At 46.0% G+C, this 13689-nt stretch carries 14 protein-coding genes; 5 read left to right on the top strand and 9 right to left on the bottom strand.

Annotated elements, in window-relative coordinates:
• Positions 1-2: 2 nt before the first annotated feature.
• Together fadA and Nant_RS08060 are read left to right on the top strand one after the other, a co-directional pair.
• The gene (gene fadA / locus Nant_RS08065; protein ID WP_054341133.1) at positions 3-1181 is read left to right on the top strand and encodes an acetyl-CoA C-acyltransferase FadA; all 1179 of its coding nucleotides are present in this window, start codon (positions 3-5) and stop codon (positions 1179-1181) included.
• 269 nt (positions 1182-1450) lie between these two features.
• On the top strand, positions 1451-2443 hold the full coding sequence (locus tag Nant_RS08060; protein WP_054341132.1) for an OmpA family protein: 993 nt from the start codon (positions 1451-1453) through the stop codon (positions 2441-2443).
• A gap of 72 nt (positions 2444-2515) precedes the next feature.
• Here the strand turns inward: Nant_RS08060 and ald are convergent, their stop codons facing one another.
• From ald to Nant_RS08020, 8 genes are all read right to left on the bottom strand, one after another.
• A complete protein-coding gene (ald, locus tag Nant_RS08055; RefSeq protein ID WP_054341131.1) occupies positions 2516-3631 on the bottom strand; it encodes an alanine dehydrogenase in 1116 nt (371 codons plus the stop codon).
• Positions 3632-3875: 244 nt separating this feature from the next.
• Positions 3876-4196, bottom strand: a complete 321-nt coding sequence (locus Nant_RS08050; protein WP_054341130.1) for an AzlD domain-containing protein — start codon at positions 4194-4196, stop codon at positions 3876-3878.
• Positions 4193-4957 carry an AzlC family ABC transporter permease gene (locus tag Nant_RS08045; protein ID WP_054341129.1) on the bottom strand — a complete coding sequence of 255 codons (765 nt, stop codon included), beginning with the start codon at positions 4955-4957 and terminating at the stop codon, positions 4193-4195. Before Nant_RS08045 ends, Nant_RS08050 begins: the two co-directional genes overlap by 4 nt.
• A gap of 16 nt (positions 4958-4973) precedes the next feature.
• Positions 4974-5948 carry a bifunctional helix-turn-helix transcriptional regulator/GNAT family N-acetyltransferase gene (locus Nant_RS08040; protein ID WP_238377095.1) on the bottom strand — a complete coding sequence of 325 codons (975 nt, stop codon included), beginning with the start codon at positions 5946-5948 and terminating at the stop codon, positions 4974-4976.
• Between the two features lie 177 nt (positions 5949-6125).
• Positions 6126-7031 carry an aromatic amino acid exporter YddG gene (yddG, locus tag Nant_RS08035; RefSeq protein ID WP_054341128.1) on the bottom strand — a complete coding sequence of 302 codons (906 nt, stop codon included), beginning with the start codon at positions 7029-7031 and terminating at the stop codon, positions 6126-6128.
• A gap of 113 nt (positions 7032-7144) precedes the next feature.
• A complete protein-coding gene (locus Nant_RS08030) occupies positions 7145-7888 on the bottom strand; it encodes a helix-turn-helix domain-containing protein (protein WP_054341127.1) in 744 nt (247 codons plus the stop codon).
• On the bottom strand, positions 7885-8718 hold the full coding sequence (locus Nant_RS08025) for an MOSC domain-containing protein (RefSeq protein WP_054341126.1): 834 nt from the start codon (positions 8716-8718) through the stop codon (positions 7885-7887). Before Nant_RS08025 ends, Nant_RS08030 begins: the two co-directional genes overlap by 4 nt.
• 109 nt (positions 8719-8827) lie before the next feature.
• The gene (locus Nant_RS08020; protein WP_054341125.1) at positions 8828-9697 is read right to left on the bottom strand and encodes an NHL repeat-containing protein; all 870 of its coding nucleotides are present in this window, start codon (positions 9695-9697) and stop codon (positions 8828-8830) included.
• Positions 9698-9810: 113 nt separating this feature from the next.
• On the opposite strand from Nant_RS08020, the gene Nant_RS08015 reads away from it, so the two are divergent.
• The 3 genes from Nant_RS08015 (at position 9811) to Nant_RS08005 (ending at position 12159) form a co-directional block, all read left to right on the top strand.
• A complete protein-coding gene (locus tag Nant_RS08015) occupies positions 9811-10602 on the top strand; it encodes a helix-turn-helix domain-containing protein (RefSeq protein WP_054341124.1) in 792 nt (263 codons plus the stop codon).
• 95 nt (positions 10603-10697) lie between these two features.
• Complete coding sequence (locus tag Nant_RS08010) at positions 10698-11300, top strand: LysE family translocator (RefSeq protein ID WP_054341123.1); 603 nt, start codon at positions 10698-10700, stop codon at positions 11298-11300.
• Between the two features lie 13 nt (positions 11301-11313).
• Positions 11314-12159: a helix-turn-helix domain-containing protein gene (locus Nant_RS08005; RefSeq protein ID WP_054341122.1), complete on the top strand. Its 846-nt coding sequence runs from the start codon at positions 11314-11316 to the stop codon at positions 12157-12159.
• Positions 12160-12265: 106 nt separating this feature from the next.
• Here the strand turns inward: Nant_RS08005 and Nant_RS08000 are convergent, their stop codons facing one another.
• Positions 12266-13528 (bottom strand): polyhydroxyalkanoate depolymerase, encoded by a 1263-nt coding sequence (locus Nant_RS08000; protein WP_054341121.1) that lies wholly within the window; start codon positions 13526-13528, stop codon positions 12266-12268.
• Positions 13529-13689: the final 161 nt, after the last annotated feature.

The following is a 13689-nucleotide window of genomic DNA, read 5'->3' as shown; positions in this document are numbered from 1 at the left end:
TTATGAGTCTTAAACCAAATGACGTAGTGATCGTTGACGGTATTCGTACACCGATGGGTAAATCTAAGGGCGGCTCTTTTCGTAATGTGCGTGCTGAGTCGTTATCGGCTTCCATCATGAAAGGCCTGTTAGCACGTAACCCTAATGTTAATCCGGCAGACATAGAAGATGTGGTCTGGGGCTGTGTTAACCAAACTAAAGAACAGGGCTTTAATATTGCGCGTAATGCGTTGGTATTAGCTGGTTTGCCACACACCGTCGGCGGGCAAACGATTAACCGACTGTGTGGCTCGTCAATGTCGGCGTTACACAATGCGGCACAATCTATCATGACCGGTAATGGTGATACCTTTATCGTGGGTGGTGTGGAGCACATGGGGCATCTCAATATTCTGCATGGTATTGATCTCAATTCAGAGATGTCCAAGTATGTTGCCAAAGCGGCCATGATGATGGGCATTACCGCTGAAATGCTGGGTAAAATGAATGGCATTAGCCGTGAAATGCAGGATGAATTTGGCGCCCGTTCGCATCGTTTAGCGCATGAAGCGCGTGAAACAGGGCGTTTCGATAACGAGATTATTGCTATCGAAGGCCATGATGCTAATGGCTTCAAAAGTTTGCTTGAGCAGGATGAAGTGATTCGTCCGGAAACTACTTTTGAAGTGTTGCAGAGTTTAAAACCGGCCTTTGTACCGAAAGTCGGTACTGTCACGGCGGGCACTTCATCTGCATTTTCCGATGGAGCCTCTGGAATGCTGGTGATGTCGGCCGCTAAAGCTCAGTCACTTGGTTTGAAGCCTCGTGCGGTGATCCGTTCGATGGCTGTCGCAGGCTGTGACCCTTCTATTATGGGTTATGGTCCGGTGCCAGCAACGCAGAAAGCATTGAAACGTGCAGGTCTGAAGATGGACGATATTGACTACATTGAACTGAATGAAGCCTTTGCCGCGCAGGGCCTTGCTGTATTGAAAGGCTTGAAGTTGCTGGATCGCATGGAAGAAAACGTTAACCTCAATGGTGGTGCGATTGCCTTGGGTCACCCGCTAGGCTGCTCGGGCACACGTATCTCCACCACACTATTAAATGTACTGGAGCAGAAGAACGGAACGTTCGGTTTGGCAACCATGTGTATCGGTATGGGTCAAGGCGTCGCGACGGTATTTGAACGTTTGAATTGATTTAAACGCAGTATATTTTATTTTTTTGAGCCTCCTTTGGGAGGCTTTTTTTTGCGTCAGATAAAGCCTGTCATCTGGATTGCAGTTAGTGGGCGGTGCCATAACTTTGGTGGGATCTATTTATATTACTTCAGTCGGCGAGTGCTGAGTTCATCACTGAGTGGCTCATCCGTCAGAGGTGTAGCTGGTATGTTTATTCGTATAGATTTTTAGTAAAATTGCCTATCGTATTGTATTTATAATCTATTTTTCCTTAAAAAGGATTTTTAATGAAAGCATTTAACATTGTTGTCTCTTTAGGGCTTGTCTTACTCTCTGCGCCATCTGTTGCAAAAGATGATGTCAGAGGGAGTAAAGACTATCCGCTCATATCTCGTTTTCCCGATACCTATATTCAGAGTTACCATCAATCGGAATATGAGGAGTTTATGGTTGCTACCGGGCCACTGAAAACTTTGGATACGAAAGAGGCGCTTCCTCCTGTTATGAAACTGGAAGGTCAAGTCACCTCTATTGGTTATGCAGCGAATGATAAAAAGTATTCTGCATTACAGATTTATAGAAACTACGAAAAGGCCCTGGCGAAAGTGGGCTTTGAACCGATCTTTAGTTGTAAAGGTGATGCCGAATGCGGTCAAAAATTTGTAACCCAAATGTACTGGTATGGTCACCAGGCGCGACAAGGGCGAGATAAGGGGTTAGGTGCCCCGAATATGAGCAGTAAGCGCTATCAATATTATTACTGGTCTGGCAAAGCACGTATCCAGGATAAAGAGCTGTATGCTGCTTTGCTGGTAGGGCAATACAACGGTAGCGCATTTGCTTCAAAAGTGGTTTTAGATATCGGCGAGATTGAGGTGCTGGATACAGATCGAATCTCGATTAACGTTGATGGCATGAGCAAGGCGATTTCTGAAACAGGTAAAGTTGAATTGGAAGGAGTGTTGTTTGATACGGCAAAGGCTACGCTAAAAACAGAGTCTAGCGCTGTAGTGAAGACAATTGCTGACTACCTAAAGCAGAATACTGAGCAATCATTCTATGTGGTTGGGCATACCGATAACCAAGGTGATTTCGCTTTCAATATGAAATTGAGCAAAGATAGAGCAAACACCGTAGTGCATACGCTGATTAGTGAAGAAGGTATTGATGCTAAGCGCTTAACTTCAGCGGGTGTTGGCCCTGTCAGCCCGGTACGGAGTAATGCAATAGAGAAAGGAAAGGCCGCTAATCGTCGTGTTGAGTTAGTTTTAGCGGAGTGATTACCTTCAAATAACAAGATACTTGCTCTGAATATAGGGGAAAAGTAGCAAGGCTGCTTTTCCCTTTTTGGGTTATTGAGTGGCTTCGGCAGCGGGTTGATAGGGATAGTTAAGAACCTCTGCTACGGCCTTATAGGTCACTTTTCCTCGATGAATATTTAGTCCATTAAGCAGATGAATATCGTCTTGTAGCGCTTGTTTAAAGCCCTTATTAGCGAGTGCAAGAATAAAGGGTAATGTGGCATTGGTGAGTGCGAATGTTGAAGTTCTGGCCACGCCCCCTGGCATATTGGCAACGCAGTAGTGAACGATCCCTTCCTCAATATAGATCGGATCCTGATGTGTAGTGGCATGCGATGTTTCGAAACAGCCGCCCTGATCAATGGCCACATCAACCAGTACGGCGCCGGATTTCATCTGTTTAAGATGCTCACGGGTAACGAGTTTCGGCGCGGCGGCACCGGGAATCAATACCGCACCCACCACTAGATCAGCCGCGATAACCTCGGCTTCTATCGTTTCTGTATTGGAGTAGAGGGTTTTAAGCTGCGGCCCGTAAATCTCATCGAGTTGCTTCAGGCGCGGCAGCGATCGATCCAGAATAGTAACGTCTGCACCTAAACCCATCGCCATACGTGCGGCGTTAATGCCGACCACGCCCCCGCCAATCACGACTACTTTTGCCGGTGCTACACCGGGAACACCACCCAGTAAGGTGCCTAACCCACCTTGTGCTATTTCCAGTGAGTGCGCACCTGCCTGGATCGCCATTCGTCCTGCTACTTCACTCATGGGAGCCAGTAAAGGCAAGCCTCCATGGTTATCGGTTACCGTTTCATACGCAATGGCAATAGCGTCGGACGCTACTAGTAATTTTGTTTGCTCTGGGTCAGGTGCAAGGTGTAAGTAGGTAAATAAAATTTGGCCCGAACGTAGCATTTTACATTCGTTGGGCTGCGGCTCTTTAACTTTGACGATCATATCTGCCTGAGCGAAGATTTCCTGCGCTGTCTCGATGAGTGTTGCGCCAGCCGCTTCATATTGCTCATTAGTTAAACCAATAGCCGTGCCGCCATCACTCTGGATGATCACCTGATGGCCAGCAGCTACCAGTTCGCGAACGCCTGCTGGCGTCATTCCGATACGATATTCGTGATTTTTGATCTCTTTAGGGACGCCGATAATCATGTCGTATCTCCACTTGTCGTAAAAAGAAGCCTGACACAGTCGCTTTAATACTGTTGCTAAAAAGTCGCCTGACACAGCCATTTTATTATTAGTGATCATTGTGTATACAAATAGACTAGCACCGGATTGGCAGGATATTACGATGTAATCGATAAATATTTAGAGCTATATGCTGATTTTGAATATTTTAGTGAAAATAATGACTGTGGCGCTGCACAAATTATGGGCGTATTTTGCGTCAGTCTCAGAGCTCAAAACCAAAGCGGAAAATAATAAAAGCGAGCATTCCGATCACAATAGTCGTCAGCAAATCTTTGCGGACTAACGCCACAATAACAGCCACCAATGCGGCGAGCAGCCACGGATTTGCCGGGCTTATCCATAACGACCCTTGTGGCATTAGTACAGCCGGTACGATGATGGCGGTTAATACGGCGGGTGGAACAAAGCCTAACCCGGTGCTTAGCCAGGCGGGAAAATGTACCCGTCCTGCCATGGCAAATAGCACATAACGCACGCCGAACGTGACAATAAACATGCCGAAGATTAAAAGTGCTTCATTCATTGCGGTTCCTTATCAGGCGCAGGGCTGTGAGTGTTAGTCTGTGTTAATAGCATCTGCAGCGATAACCCCACAGCAACCCCTGAAAGTGCCGCTATGATTAAACCTAGTTTATGCGGCAGTGCGGCAGTCGCAATAGCCATGGCCCCCGCGACAATGACGGCAGCCCACATTGGCTTGTTTTTAAGGTAGGGCATCACCATGCCGATAAACGTCACCGACATCGCAAAATCGAGCCCCCACTGAGTCATATCCGGGAATATCTCACCCAGCGCAACACCGATAGCCGTACATAACACCCAGTTACCGTACATAGCGCAGAACGATCCCAGATAAAACCAGTGAGCTTCACGAATATCTTCCTGCTGCAGATAGCGGCTGCTAACCGCCGCAAAGGTCTCGTCTGTCAGCCCGAAGGCCATCAGTATTCGCCAACGTTGCGGCAGATGGCGTACTTTTGGCACCAGGTTAGCGGCATACAGGATGTGCCTGAGGTTAACGACGAAGGTGGTAGCAATAATGACCGGTAATGCGGCGCCTGCGGCGAGCAAACCTAAGACGATAAATTGACTGGAACCGGCAAATACGATAATTGACATAGCCAGTGCTCCCACTGCCGATAAACCGCTGGGCTCTGCCAGTGTGCCAAAAATAATCCCAAACGGTATCGCCCCGACTATTAAGGGAAAGGTCGCTTTTGCGCCACCGATAAATTCACGGCGACGCTGATCAGCCGGCAAAGAAATTGATGTGCTATCCGTCATTTTTCTGCACCATTTATCACAGGGTTAACGTCATATAGATATCGGACCGCGGGTATATCGATTGTCCGTCAGGATGAGGTACTTCACGAAAACCAAGATTACGATAGAGGTGAATCGCGCGGTTAAGCTTTGTTGAGCTCTCTAGGTACACTTCTCTGGCGCTAACATCACGCGCTTTGTTTAAAGCGGTGAGCAGTAGTTTACGACCTATGCCGAACCCTTGTAGGGTTGGATCAACGCCCATTTTAGATATTTCAAATAGCCTGTTACCTTGGTGTGCTAAAGCGACACAACCGACAATCTCTTGGTTACAACGCGCAAACCAGATGTAACCGCCTTTTGCCAGATAGTAGCTTTCGGGAGTAAATAAGGCGCGCTCATCATGATCAGTGAGCTCTCCATTGAAAAACTCCCGGAGCCATTGGAGGTTAAGTTGGCAAAAATGTTCTCTTAACGATGCGTCCCAACCGATGATCTCTATGTCAGATTCACTGATGCGATGTTGTAAGTTAGCGAGTACCGGTTGAACAAACCCTTGCTGCTGTATACGTTGCTCGAAATCATCCAATGCTGCCAATAAGGGATGTTGCTGCTCGGCTATTACTTGATCTAAGTAGTGTTTTATCTCATGCCAAATAGGGGCGATCTCTGTAACCAGCGCATCACTTTGTGGCGTTAATGTTAATAGCTGGCGTCTTTCATCTTTAGGGTCTGGTGTTTTGCTTATCCAGCCCTCGTTAAGCATATTACGTGCTATTTTGCTGATAGCCGGATGGCTAACGCCGAGTTGCTCTGCCGCTTCTGTGACTGCTTGCGCGCCATGTTGATGGAGCAAATTAAACAATGGGAAGAAGGTGGGATTCAGCTGAATGCCCTGGGCTTGATAAATCTCGACAACATCCTGAATCAGCCGGTCCGATAGTCTTTTTAAACGGCTCCCCAAGGATAAGCTGCCAAAGGTTTTCATTAAGTCGGTAGAGGCTGTTGGCATGGATCTATGCCCTATTGTGTTTATTATTACGTAACAAGTTACGTAATAATAAACACAATAGGTGAAAAGTAAATATAAATAGTGTTTTATCACGTAGAAAGTCTGGGTTTATATCCGTTAAAAGATTCTGTAAGTGAGCATGTCGCGTCGGTAAAGTTAAAGGATAAAACCTTATTGTCAGGTGGATTTGGGTGACAAAAAGAGGACTTTCCAGTTGACCCCTGCCAGTGCAGAGCCGCTCACAATGGCAGTGCAGGCTAAGAGTAGTGTCCAGCTTAATTGCGCTTCTCCGGCGGCTATTAATAACAACACGGATATTAACGGTGCTGCATAAGCGAGTATGCCGAGTAACGGTAAGTTGCCGTGTTTTACGCCATAGTCCCATGTGAAAAAGGCGATGCCTACCGGGCCAAGGCCAAGGCCTAGTATTCCCATCCATTGCATGCCAGTGTTTGGCCAGACGGTTGTCTCCCAGGCCAGATGGCATATCAGTGCCAGTATAGCGGTGACGGCACAAAACCAGCCGGCGGCGTCGGTGGGTACTGCGCTTACTAGTCTGCTGGCAACAGAGTAACCCGACCAGATAAAAGCGCAGGCGAGTGCTAATAAGTAGCCTGCGAGGTATTCGCTACGAAATCCAACGCTTCCTTTACCGATCAGTATTGCGCATCCGAACAGTGCTATTAGGGCACCGAGTAAGTATTTCAGCCTGAAGTGCTCTCCGGGGAGCAGTGCTGCGAATAACACAATCAGCAGTGGCCAGAGGTAAGCGAGTAGGCTGACCTCTACTGCCGGGGCTTTTGTCATCGCGACGAAGTAACAGAAGTGGTAACCAAAGTAGCCTCCTACACCCAGTATCCACGCCAGTTTCGGTTGACGAAGATGGCGTAAGCCTAAATGCCCTTGGCACCACCAACGTAGACTCATCAAGACAAAAGCGATACTGAAGGTCATCGCCATCATTTGAAAAGGGGGGATCTTGCCATCTGTAAGGCGGGTAAATAATGCGAGTGCACCCCAGAGAATAATAGAGATGGAGCCTATGTAGGTTGCACGTTGTACTTGAGAGAATGCGAGGGACATGCTTTCACCAATAACCAAACTTATGAGGGTGACTAGTGTATGGCCTGAGAATAGGCGGCGTCTTTGCCGATACCGCTGAACTTTTTGCTGATCTGGCTGAAATAGCTATTGTCCTAACTGAGCTGCTTGTCGATCTGGCGAAAGTGGCGGGGCGAATGCCCAAAGTGTTTTTTGAATCGGTCGCTGAATGCTGAAAGGCTGCTATACCCAACATGATTAGCGACCTGCTGAATGCTCATGGTGGTGGTTTCCAGTAGCTGCCAGGCTTGCTGCATGCGCTTCTCAATTAAATATTGCTGTGGTGTCATGCCGAGTTGGCGGCGGAACAGTTCATTGAGCTGGCGTTGGCTGAGGTTGGCCACAGTTGTTAGTGTCGTGGTTGATATGGTCTCGCTAAAATGATGATCAAGATAGCTTCTAGCTGCTTCAATACGGCGATCTACTTGTAAGGGCTTTCCGAAACGTTCTTGTAATAGCTGGATGAGTAGCAAAAGCATCTGGCGTTCGCTGTTGGTATTTTTAGATTGTTTGAGTAAAAGGTTTTGGTGCAGGAAAGCGACGTAGTGCGCCAGTGCGCCGTCAAGCGGTATGAAAGCGGGAAGTTTTTCAAGCTCCGGCGCAAGCGCTGCCGGAACATCTGCAACAACAAAGCTGTTTAGATCAGAAGCTGAAAATTCATGATTTTTTCCTGCGCAGATAATAGCCGCTTGCTGGAGGGATGCTTGGCCTGTTTGGTTACCGATATTCATGGCAAGATGCCCAGCGATAGGCAACACCAGTTGATGGTAGTCATGCTGGTGGGATTTAGCTTCATGACTATAGCTGCGCAGATCTAATGTCAGGTTTGCGTGTTTCATTCAACATCACGAATAATATCAGCAGGCGCCTGCCTAATGATTTTTACTTCCATTCCAGATTCGATAATGCCTGTATTTTGCGCGATAAGATTCTGTCCAAACAGTGCTCCACCCTTATGAGCGCGGCGGTATTTTAGCATCGTGCGCAGTGGTTCTTGCTGCGGATTAAACTCGGTTGATCCGGGTGGCAGCGTCGTGAGCTTGCAGCGTTCACAAGGTGAATGAACCGTAAAACGTACCTCACCAATGTGGATCTCTTGCCAGTTATCTTCGGCAAAGGGGGCGTTTCCTGTGACGACCAGATTCGGTCGGAATTGCTGCATGGCAATGGGAGCCGGGCAGCGTTCTTGTAACCACTCTAATGACGCAGTGCTGGTTAATAACAATGGATAGCCATCGGCGAAGCTGACTTGTTGCTCTGTGAAATCTTTAATCGGGCGTTCTGTTGTTTCACCAAAAAATAACAGCTGGCAGGGGGTCTCTAAAAATGCGCTGATCCATTGTTGAGCATCTGCACCACAGTACTGTGCTTGCATGAGCTGCTTCCATACCTCCGTTTCTCGGTAATCATCCAGATAATGGGCTTCATGTAATGTTAGCGTGGGTGTGCCGTTAGCGGCTAAAATTAAACCGCCATCAAAAGGTGTTGCCATGAGTTGAGTGAGTTTAGGGTACTTGCGAGCTGTCATAAACAACCCGCTTTCATCCGTAACCATGTAACGGCGATCTCCACTTAAACCGAGGTCATCGATCCAGCCACGGCTGAGCTCAATGGGAGCGCAGGACTTTACGGGGTGCTGGTGAATACTGTGTAAGTGGATTTGACTCATGGTTTGATTCCCTGTTGTGTACGAAAAACATGAATGAAATCGAAGGTTAATCTTACAGCAGCAGGGTTGTAAACAAGAGAGTACAGTTTTTTAAACCACCATTAGGATTTTATGGTTGATCCTTTACCTCCCACGCAATGACCTGATTGTCCATCATCAGCGGTGTATAGAGTGATGTTGCTGTTGCGCCTATGTCAGCTAAACCTTTAGGGAGTATGAGGGCTAGTTTTCGTTCTTTGCCGTTTAGCTCGAATAACTCTCCTGAAATCCAGTCGCTGATATACAAACTACTGCCAATTGCCACAATACCGTCTAAGTTACCCAGCTCAGTACCCGAAGAAACGCTAAATAATTTCAATGTGTTTGGGTCAAGCTGGTATAGGGAACCTGGTGTTTGAGTCGTGAAGTCCGGATTAATAGCTTTGCCCCAGTTACCAATTAAAAGCTGGTTTTGATGCCATAGTAAGCCGTTAGGGTAGGGGATCTGCTCGTTACTGAACCAGGCGGTTAACTGATTATCATGAAGCTGATAAATTTCGCCACCTAAAAAGTCAGAGATATACAAAACTCCATCCGGAGATGCCGTAATGTCATTCAACATTTTTGCCTTGGGTGCGGTGAACTGTTTTATCACTTTGCCTTGGTCAATATCGATCATGTGTACTGTTTGCATATCAGCAACGAACAAGTGCTTGCCCACGATAGCCATCCCCTTTGGGGCGTTGAGTCCTGTTACCCAGTGTTGCTCAAGTAACTCTCCTTGTGCTGTCACCTTGCTGATATAGCCTTGGCCGTTAAGCTCAGTGGGAGCTCCATTAATGTTAGAGATGTAAAGAAAATCACTGCGTGTATCAGCAACCACCGACTCTGGTTGATTTAGGTTATCAATGCTCCAGCGTTGTGTGAGTGTGTCATGTGCCCATAATTGGCTGCTAATCAAAAGGGAAGCAATGAGTGTTGATTTAAGCAAAGCGTGCATTTATTTATCCTCGTGTTATGTTGGGGTGAGAATAACAATTTGATCTTTATTATCAATTTATTACTTACCAGGTATTAAAATATGATTCTTTTTTTTCGGTTTAGGACAGTGTGATGGAAGGGCAAAAGCAACGTTCGGGTTTATTCGCAGTGCTGAAGCGGGTACTGAAAGCGCAGGGGATTCATTATCGTGAATTGGCCGAGATGATGAATTTGTCTGAGCCAACCGTTAAGCGGATGTTTCAAGAACAAGATTGTAAGGTCAGTCGGCTTATTGAGATTTGTGATTTGATCGGCCTAAGCATTAATGAGTTAGTAGAGCTGGATGCAAACAAAACAACAGCCCCCACCCAGTTATCGATTGAGACGGAACAATTCTTGGCCGATGACCCCGGATTGACGTCATTTTTTATGTTACTGGTAAGCCAGTTTGATGTAGAAACTATCGCACAAAAGAACCAGTTATCTTCTAGTGATGCTTATCTGTACCTGCGTGAGTTGGAAAAATTAGAACTGGTGCGCTTAGGAAAGAGTGACCAAGTTCACTTACGGGTAAGCCGTCCTATTAAGTGGCGTTTGGGTGGCCCATTACACCAAACGCTAGTGAAGGTTAATCAACGTTTTATTCAGCAAGCGATAAGCGCCAAAGAAGGTGAGGGTGTATTTTATTCCACCAGTCGGCTGTTGAGTACGCAGAGCATTACACGGCTAAATCAAGAAGTTGATGAGGTGTATCAGCGCTTCCAAAAACAGGCGACATTAGATCAATTGTATTACTCATTAGCCGAGTTAAAACCCTACAAGCTTGTAGCTACTATGATGCCGTTTGAAATAAGCCGTTATTTTTTGGTGCCAGCGTTTGCAGGCCGCCCCCAGCTTAAGGGTGATTACAGCGTAGCTAGCTAGAGCAGTGTTATTTGTTAACACAGCAAGAACGTTCAATAAGTATGTTGTGATAATGGCTAGTCTTTGCGTTTGTATTGACGAAAGAGAGTTAATGAATGGCAGCCGTTGTATTGTCGATGATCGTTTTTGCTTTGGTAGGTGCTATATCTCCAGGCCCTGTGAATATTATAGCAATTGGTGCGGGTGCTAATTTCGGCCTTGTTAAGGCGTTACCGCATGTGCTCGGGGCGACAGTAGCTTATGCATTGATTGTGTTTCTTGTGGGTATTGGGCTGAATGAAGTATTGCTGCGATTCCCGCAAATAACTGATGTTCTCCAGTACATAGGAGGGGTGTTTCTTTTATATATGTCGTTTAAAATTGCAACGGCTAAGCCTGTTGATATTGACGTGGCTGGCCAAACAATCCCGCCACGCTTCATTGAAGGAGTACTAGCGCAGGGGCTAAACCCGAAAGCGTGGTTGGTGTCGATGTCGGGCGTCAGTTTATTTGTATCAGCACAACATCCTGCTTTTTTCTATTTGCTGGTTTTCTGTTTAGTTTCATTTTCTATGTGTTTGCTAGGTGTCGGAACGTGGGCGGTATTGGGGCACTTTATTGGGAAATATTTATCTGATGATAGGCATCAGGTTATGTTTAATCGGGTAATGGGAGTACTGTTGAGCAGTACTGTGGTGACGATGTTTTTACAGAGTTGATAAGGTGGCTTTAGTGGATCAAAAAACTGCTCAATACAGGAGCCAGGGCAAACGCTTGGATAGTACTTTGTTTTTTGAAAAAAGCAGGTTGCTTCCCGGTATTGAATTACGTTGCGCACAGTCTTCAACAGCGTGTTATGGCACGCATTCCCACGATGAATATTCTTTTGGTGTGATCGACCAAGGTGTCGCAACATACTATAACCAAAAGAGTAAATACTGTATTGGTGCAGGTGACACAGTAATGATTAACCCTGCTGATGCGCATTCTTGTAATGCGCAAGAAGAAGACTGGTCTTATCGTATGTTGTTTGTTGATCCGCAATGGGTTAAGCGCTTACAGCACGACTTAGCGTGTGATCAAGCGTCTGATTATATTCCTTTTAGAATGTCCTATAGTAGCAAGCAACAATCATTTTCAGATTTTGATCTGCTTTTTAATTGCTTGTTGTCTGGTGAAAGTCCGCTACAGGCGGAGTCTTTGTTATTGGAATATCTTGGATCTAGCTTGGCAGTGAAGCAATCTAATAGTATTAAGTCAGATAGTGTTTCTGTGAGACGCGTGCAGGAGTTGATTCAAGATCAATTGGGTGAAAACCTGACGTTAGACGAGTTTTCTAAACAAGCAGGCATCAGCCGCTTTCACTTAATTCGTAGCTTTAAACAAGTACATGGTCAGGCACCGCATGCTTTTCAATTAGATGCCCGTATAAAAAAAGCTAAGCTGTTGCTACAACAAGGGCATAGTTTGGTCGAGATTTCAGGTGTTTTAGGGTTTGCTGATCAAAGCCACTTTCAGCGTCATTTTAAACGGCGTATAGCGATAACACCCAAACAGTATCAGGCATTTTTTATATGATATGAATGTCATATTTATTATCTGGAGTTTCATTATGCTGAAAAAAAACCGGTCATGTTGACCGGTTTTTTGATAGGTACGAATGGCTTTTATGGGTTAGCCTTTGCTACTTCGACGTTACTGCAGACGTCAGTGCCTTAGGTGCTAGATCTGACTGTGTCTGAATAAACGCTTTAATTTTTGGTCCAATCTCTTCACGGAAGCGACGTCCGTTAAAGATACCGTAGTGGCCTACTTCTGGCTGTTCGTAGTGTTCTTTGTTGGCGTCTGGAATATTACAGAGAATAGCATGCGCGGCTTTGGTCTGGCCCTTGCCTGTAATATCGTCATTTTCGCCTTCTACGGTCATCAGAGCAGTGTCTGTAACGACGGAGGTATCAATGAGTTGTCCTTCGAAATGCATTTCACCTTTAGGTAAGCAGTGTTCGAGGAATACTTTACGGATGGTTTCTAAATAGAAATCAGCGGGCAGATCCATTACGGCGAGATATTCGTTATAGAAGTCCCGATGTGATTCTGCGCTATCACCATCACCTTTGACCAGATCATCAAAAAACTTAAAGTGTTTCTTAACATGGCTGTTCATATTCATGCTCAAAAAGCCAGATAACTGTATAAAGCCAGGGTAGACTTTTTGACCTGCGCCTTCGAAGTCTGCCGGTATGGTGTTAATGACGTTATTCTCGAACCATTCCAGATCTTTACCAGAAGCGTAATCATTCACTTCTGTCGGGCTTACGCGGGTGTCGATAGGACCGCCCATCAGTATCAGCGATCGAGGAGCGTTAGGGTTCTTGCGTTCAGCCATAACGGTTGCTGCAACAATAGCAGCTACGCTAGGTTGGCAGACAGCGATCAGGTGGGTATCAGGGCCCAGGTGTTCCAGAAATTCGATCAGGTAGCGAACATAATCATCAAATGTAAAGCCGCCTTCGCTGAAAGGTACGTCACGCGCATTCTGCCAATCGGTAATATAGACTTCGTGGTCAGGAAGAAAATTTTCAACGGTGCCGCGAAGCAATGTTGAGTAGTGGCCCGACATCGGCGCAACTAACAATACTTTAGGGTGGTTGTGCTTACCGATGCGACGAAAATGCAGCAGATCACAAAAAGGCAGTGCATAGGATACTTCCTCCCTGACGCGAACCTTTTCTCCGTTAATCAAGGTATGTTTTAAACCAAATTCAGGCTTTTCGTAATTATCAGTACAGCGTACGATTAGCTCTAAATGAGCCAGCATAGTGCGTGTCAGGGACTTGGATTGAAAGGGTTGCATCCAAGACAGCTTGAGTTGTTCAGTGCAGGCCTTAGCCCACAAATGTAAGGGTTGCACAGACTGATTGAATGTGTGGTGCATTTGATACAGCATAGAATAAATCCTCATCAATCAATCTATATTGATTGTTTATTTGTCTGCAGGAGAAAGTTTTGCACTGCAGCATTTTTTGTCAGTATATAGATAGTTATGCTTATTTAGCAAGACTATTGTCTGTTAATGCTAATGTTGCGATGCAGCATAATTGGCGTTTT

Source organism: Neptunomonas antarctica (assembly GCF_001305295.1).
GTDB classification, from domain to species: domain Bacteria; phylum Pseudomonadota; class Gammaproteobacteria; order Pseudomonadales; family Balneatricaceae; genus Neptunomonas; species Neptunomonas antarctica.
The sequence above is the reverse complement of the archived record's forward strand: the minus strand, read 5'-3'. Positions and strand labels throughout refer to the sequence as shown.

What these genes read in the sequence shown, in the direction of transcription:
- Nant_RS08020 (WP_054341125.1), bottom strand. Translation starts at nt 9,697, where the DNA reads ATGCACGCTTTGCTTAAATCAACACTCATTGCTTCCCTTTTGATTAGC.
- Nant_RS08060 (WP_054341132.1), top strand. Translation starts at nt 1,451, where the DNA reads ATGAAAGCATTTAACATTGTTGTCTCTTTAGGGCTTGTCTTACTCTCT.
- Nant_RS08000 (WP_054341121.1), bottom strand. Translation starts at nt 13,528, where the DNA reads ATGCTGTATCAAATGCACCACACATTCAATCAGTCTGTGCAACCCTTA.
- Nant_RS08015 (WP_054341124.1), top strand. Translation starts at nt 9,811, where the DNA reads ATGGAAGGGCAAAAGCAACGTTCGGGTTTATTCGCAGTGCTGAAGCGG.
- Nant_RS08025 (WP_054341126.1), bottom strand. Translation starts at nt 8,718, where the DNA reads ATGAGTCAAATCCACTTACACAGTATTCACCAGCACCCCGTAAAGTCC.
- Nant_RS08045 (WP_054341129.1), bottom strand. Translation starts at nt 4,957, where the DNA reads ATGACGGATAGCACATCAATTTCTTTGCCGGCTGATCAGCGTCGCCGT.
- Nant_RS08030 (WP_054341127.1), bottom strand. Translation starts at nt 7,888, where the DNA reads ATGAAACACGCAAACCTGACATTAGATCTGCGCAGCTATAGTCATGAA.
- Nant_RS08040 (WP_238377095.1), bottom strand. Translation starts at nt 5,948, where the DNA reads ATGCCAACAGCCTCTACCGACTTAATGAAAACCTTTGGCAGCTTATCC.
- Nant_RS08010 (WP_054341123.1), top strand. Translation starts at nt 10,698, where the DNA reads ATGGCAGCCGTTGTATTGTCGATGATCGTTTTTGCTTTGGTAGGTGCT.
- ald (WP_054341131.1), bottom strand. Translation starts at nt 3,631, where the DNA reads ATGATTATCGGCGTCCCTAAAGAGATCAAAAATCACGAATATCGTATC.
- fadA (WP_054341133.1), top strand. Translation starts at nt 3, where the DNA reads ATGAGTCTTAAACCAAATGACGTAGTGATCGTTGACGGTATTCGTACA.
- yddG (WP_054341128.1), bottom strand. Translation starts at nt 7,031, where the DNA reads ATGTCCCTCGCATTCTCTCAAGTACAACGTGCAACCTACATAGGCTCC.
- Nant_RS08050 (WP_054341130.1), bottom strand. Translation starts at nt 4,196, where the DNA reads ATGAATGAAGCACTTTTAATCTTCGGCATGTTTATTGTCACGTTCGGC.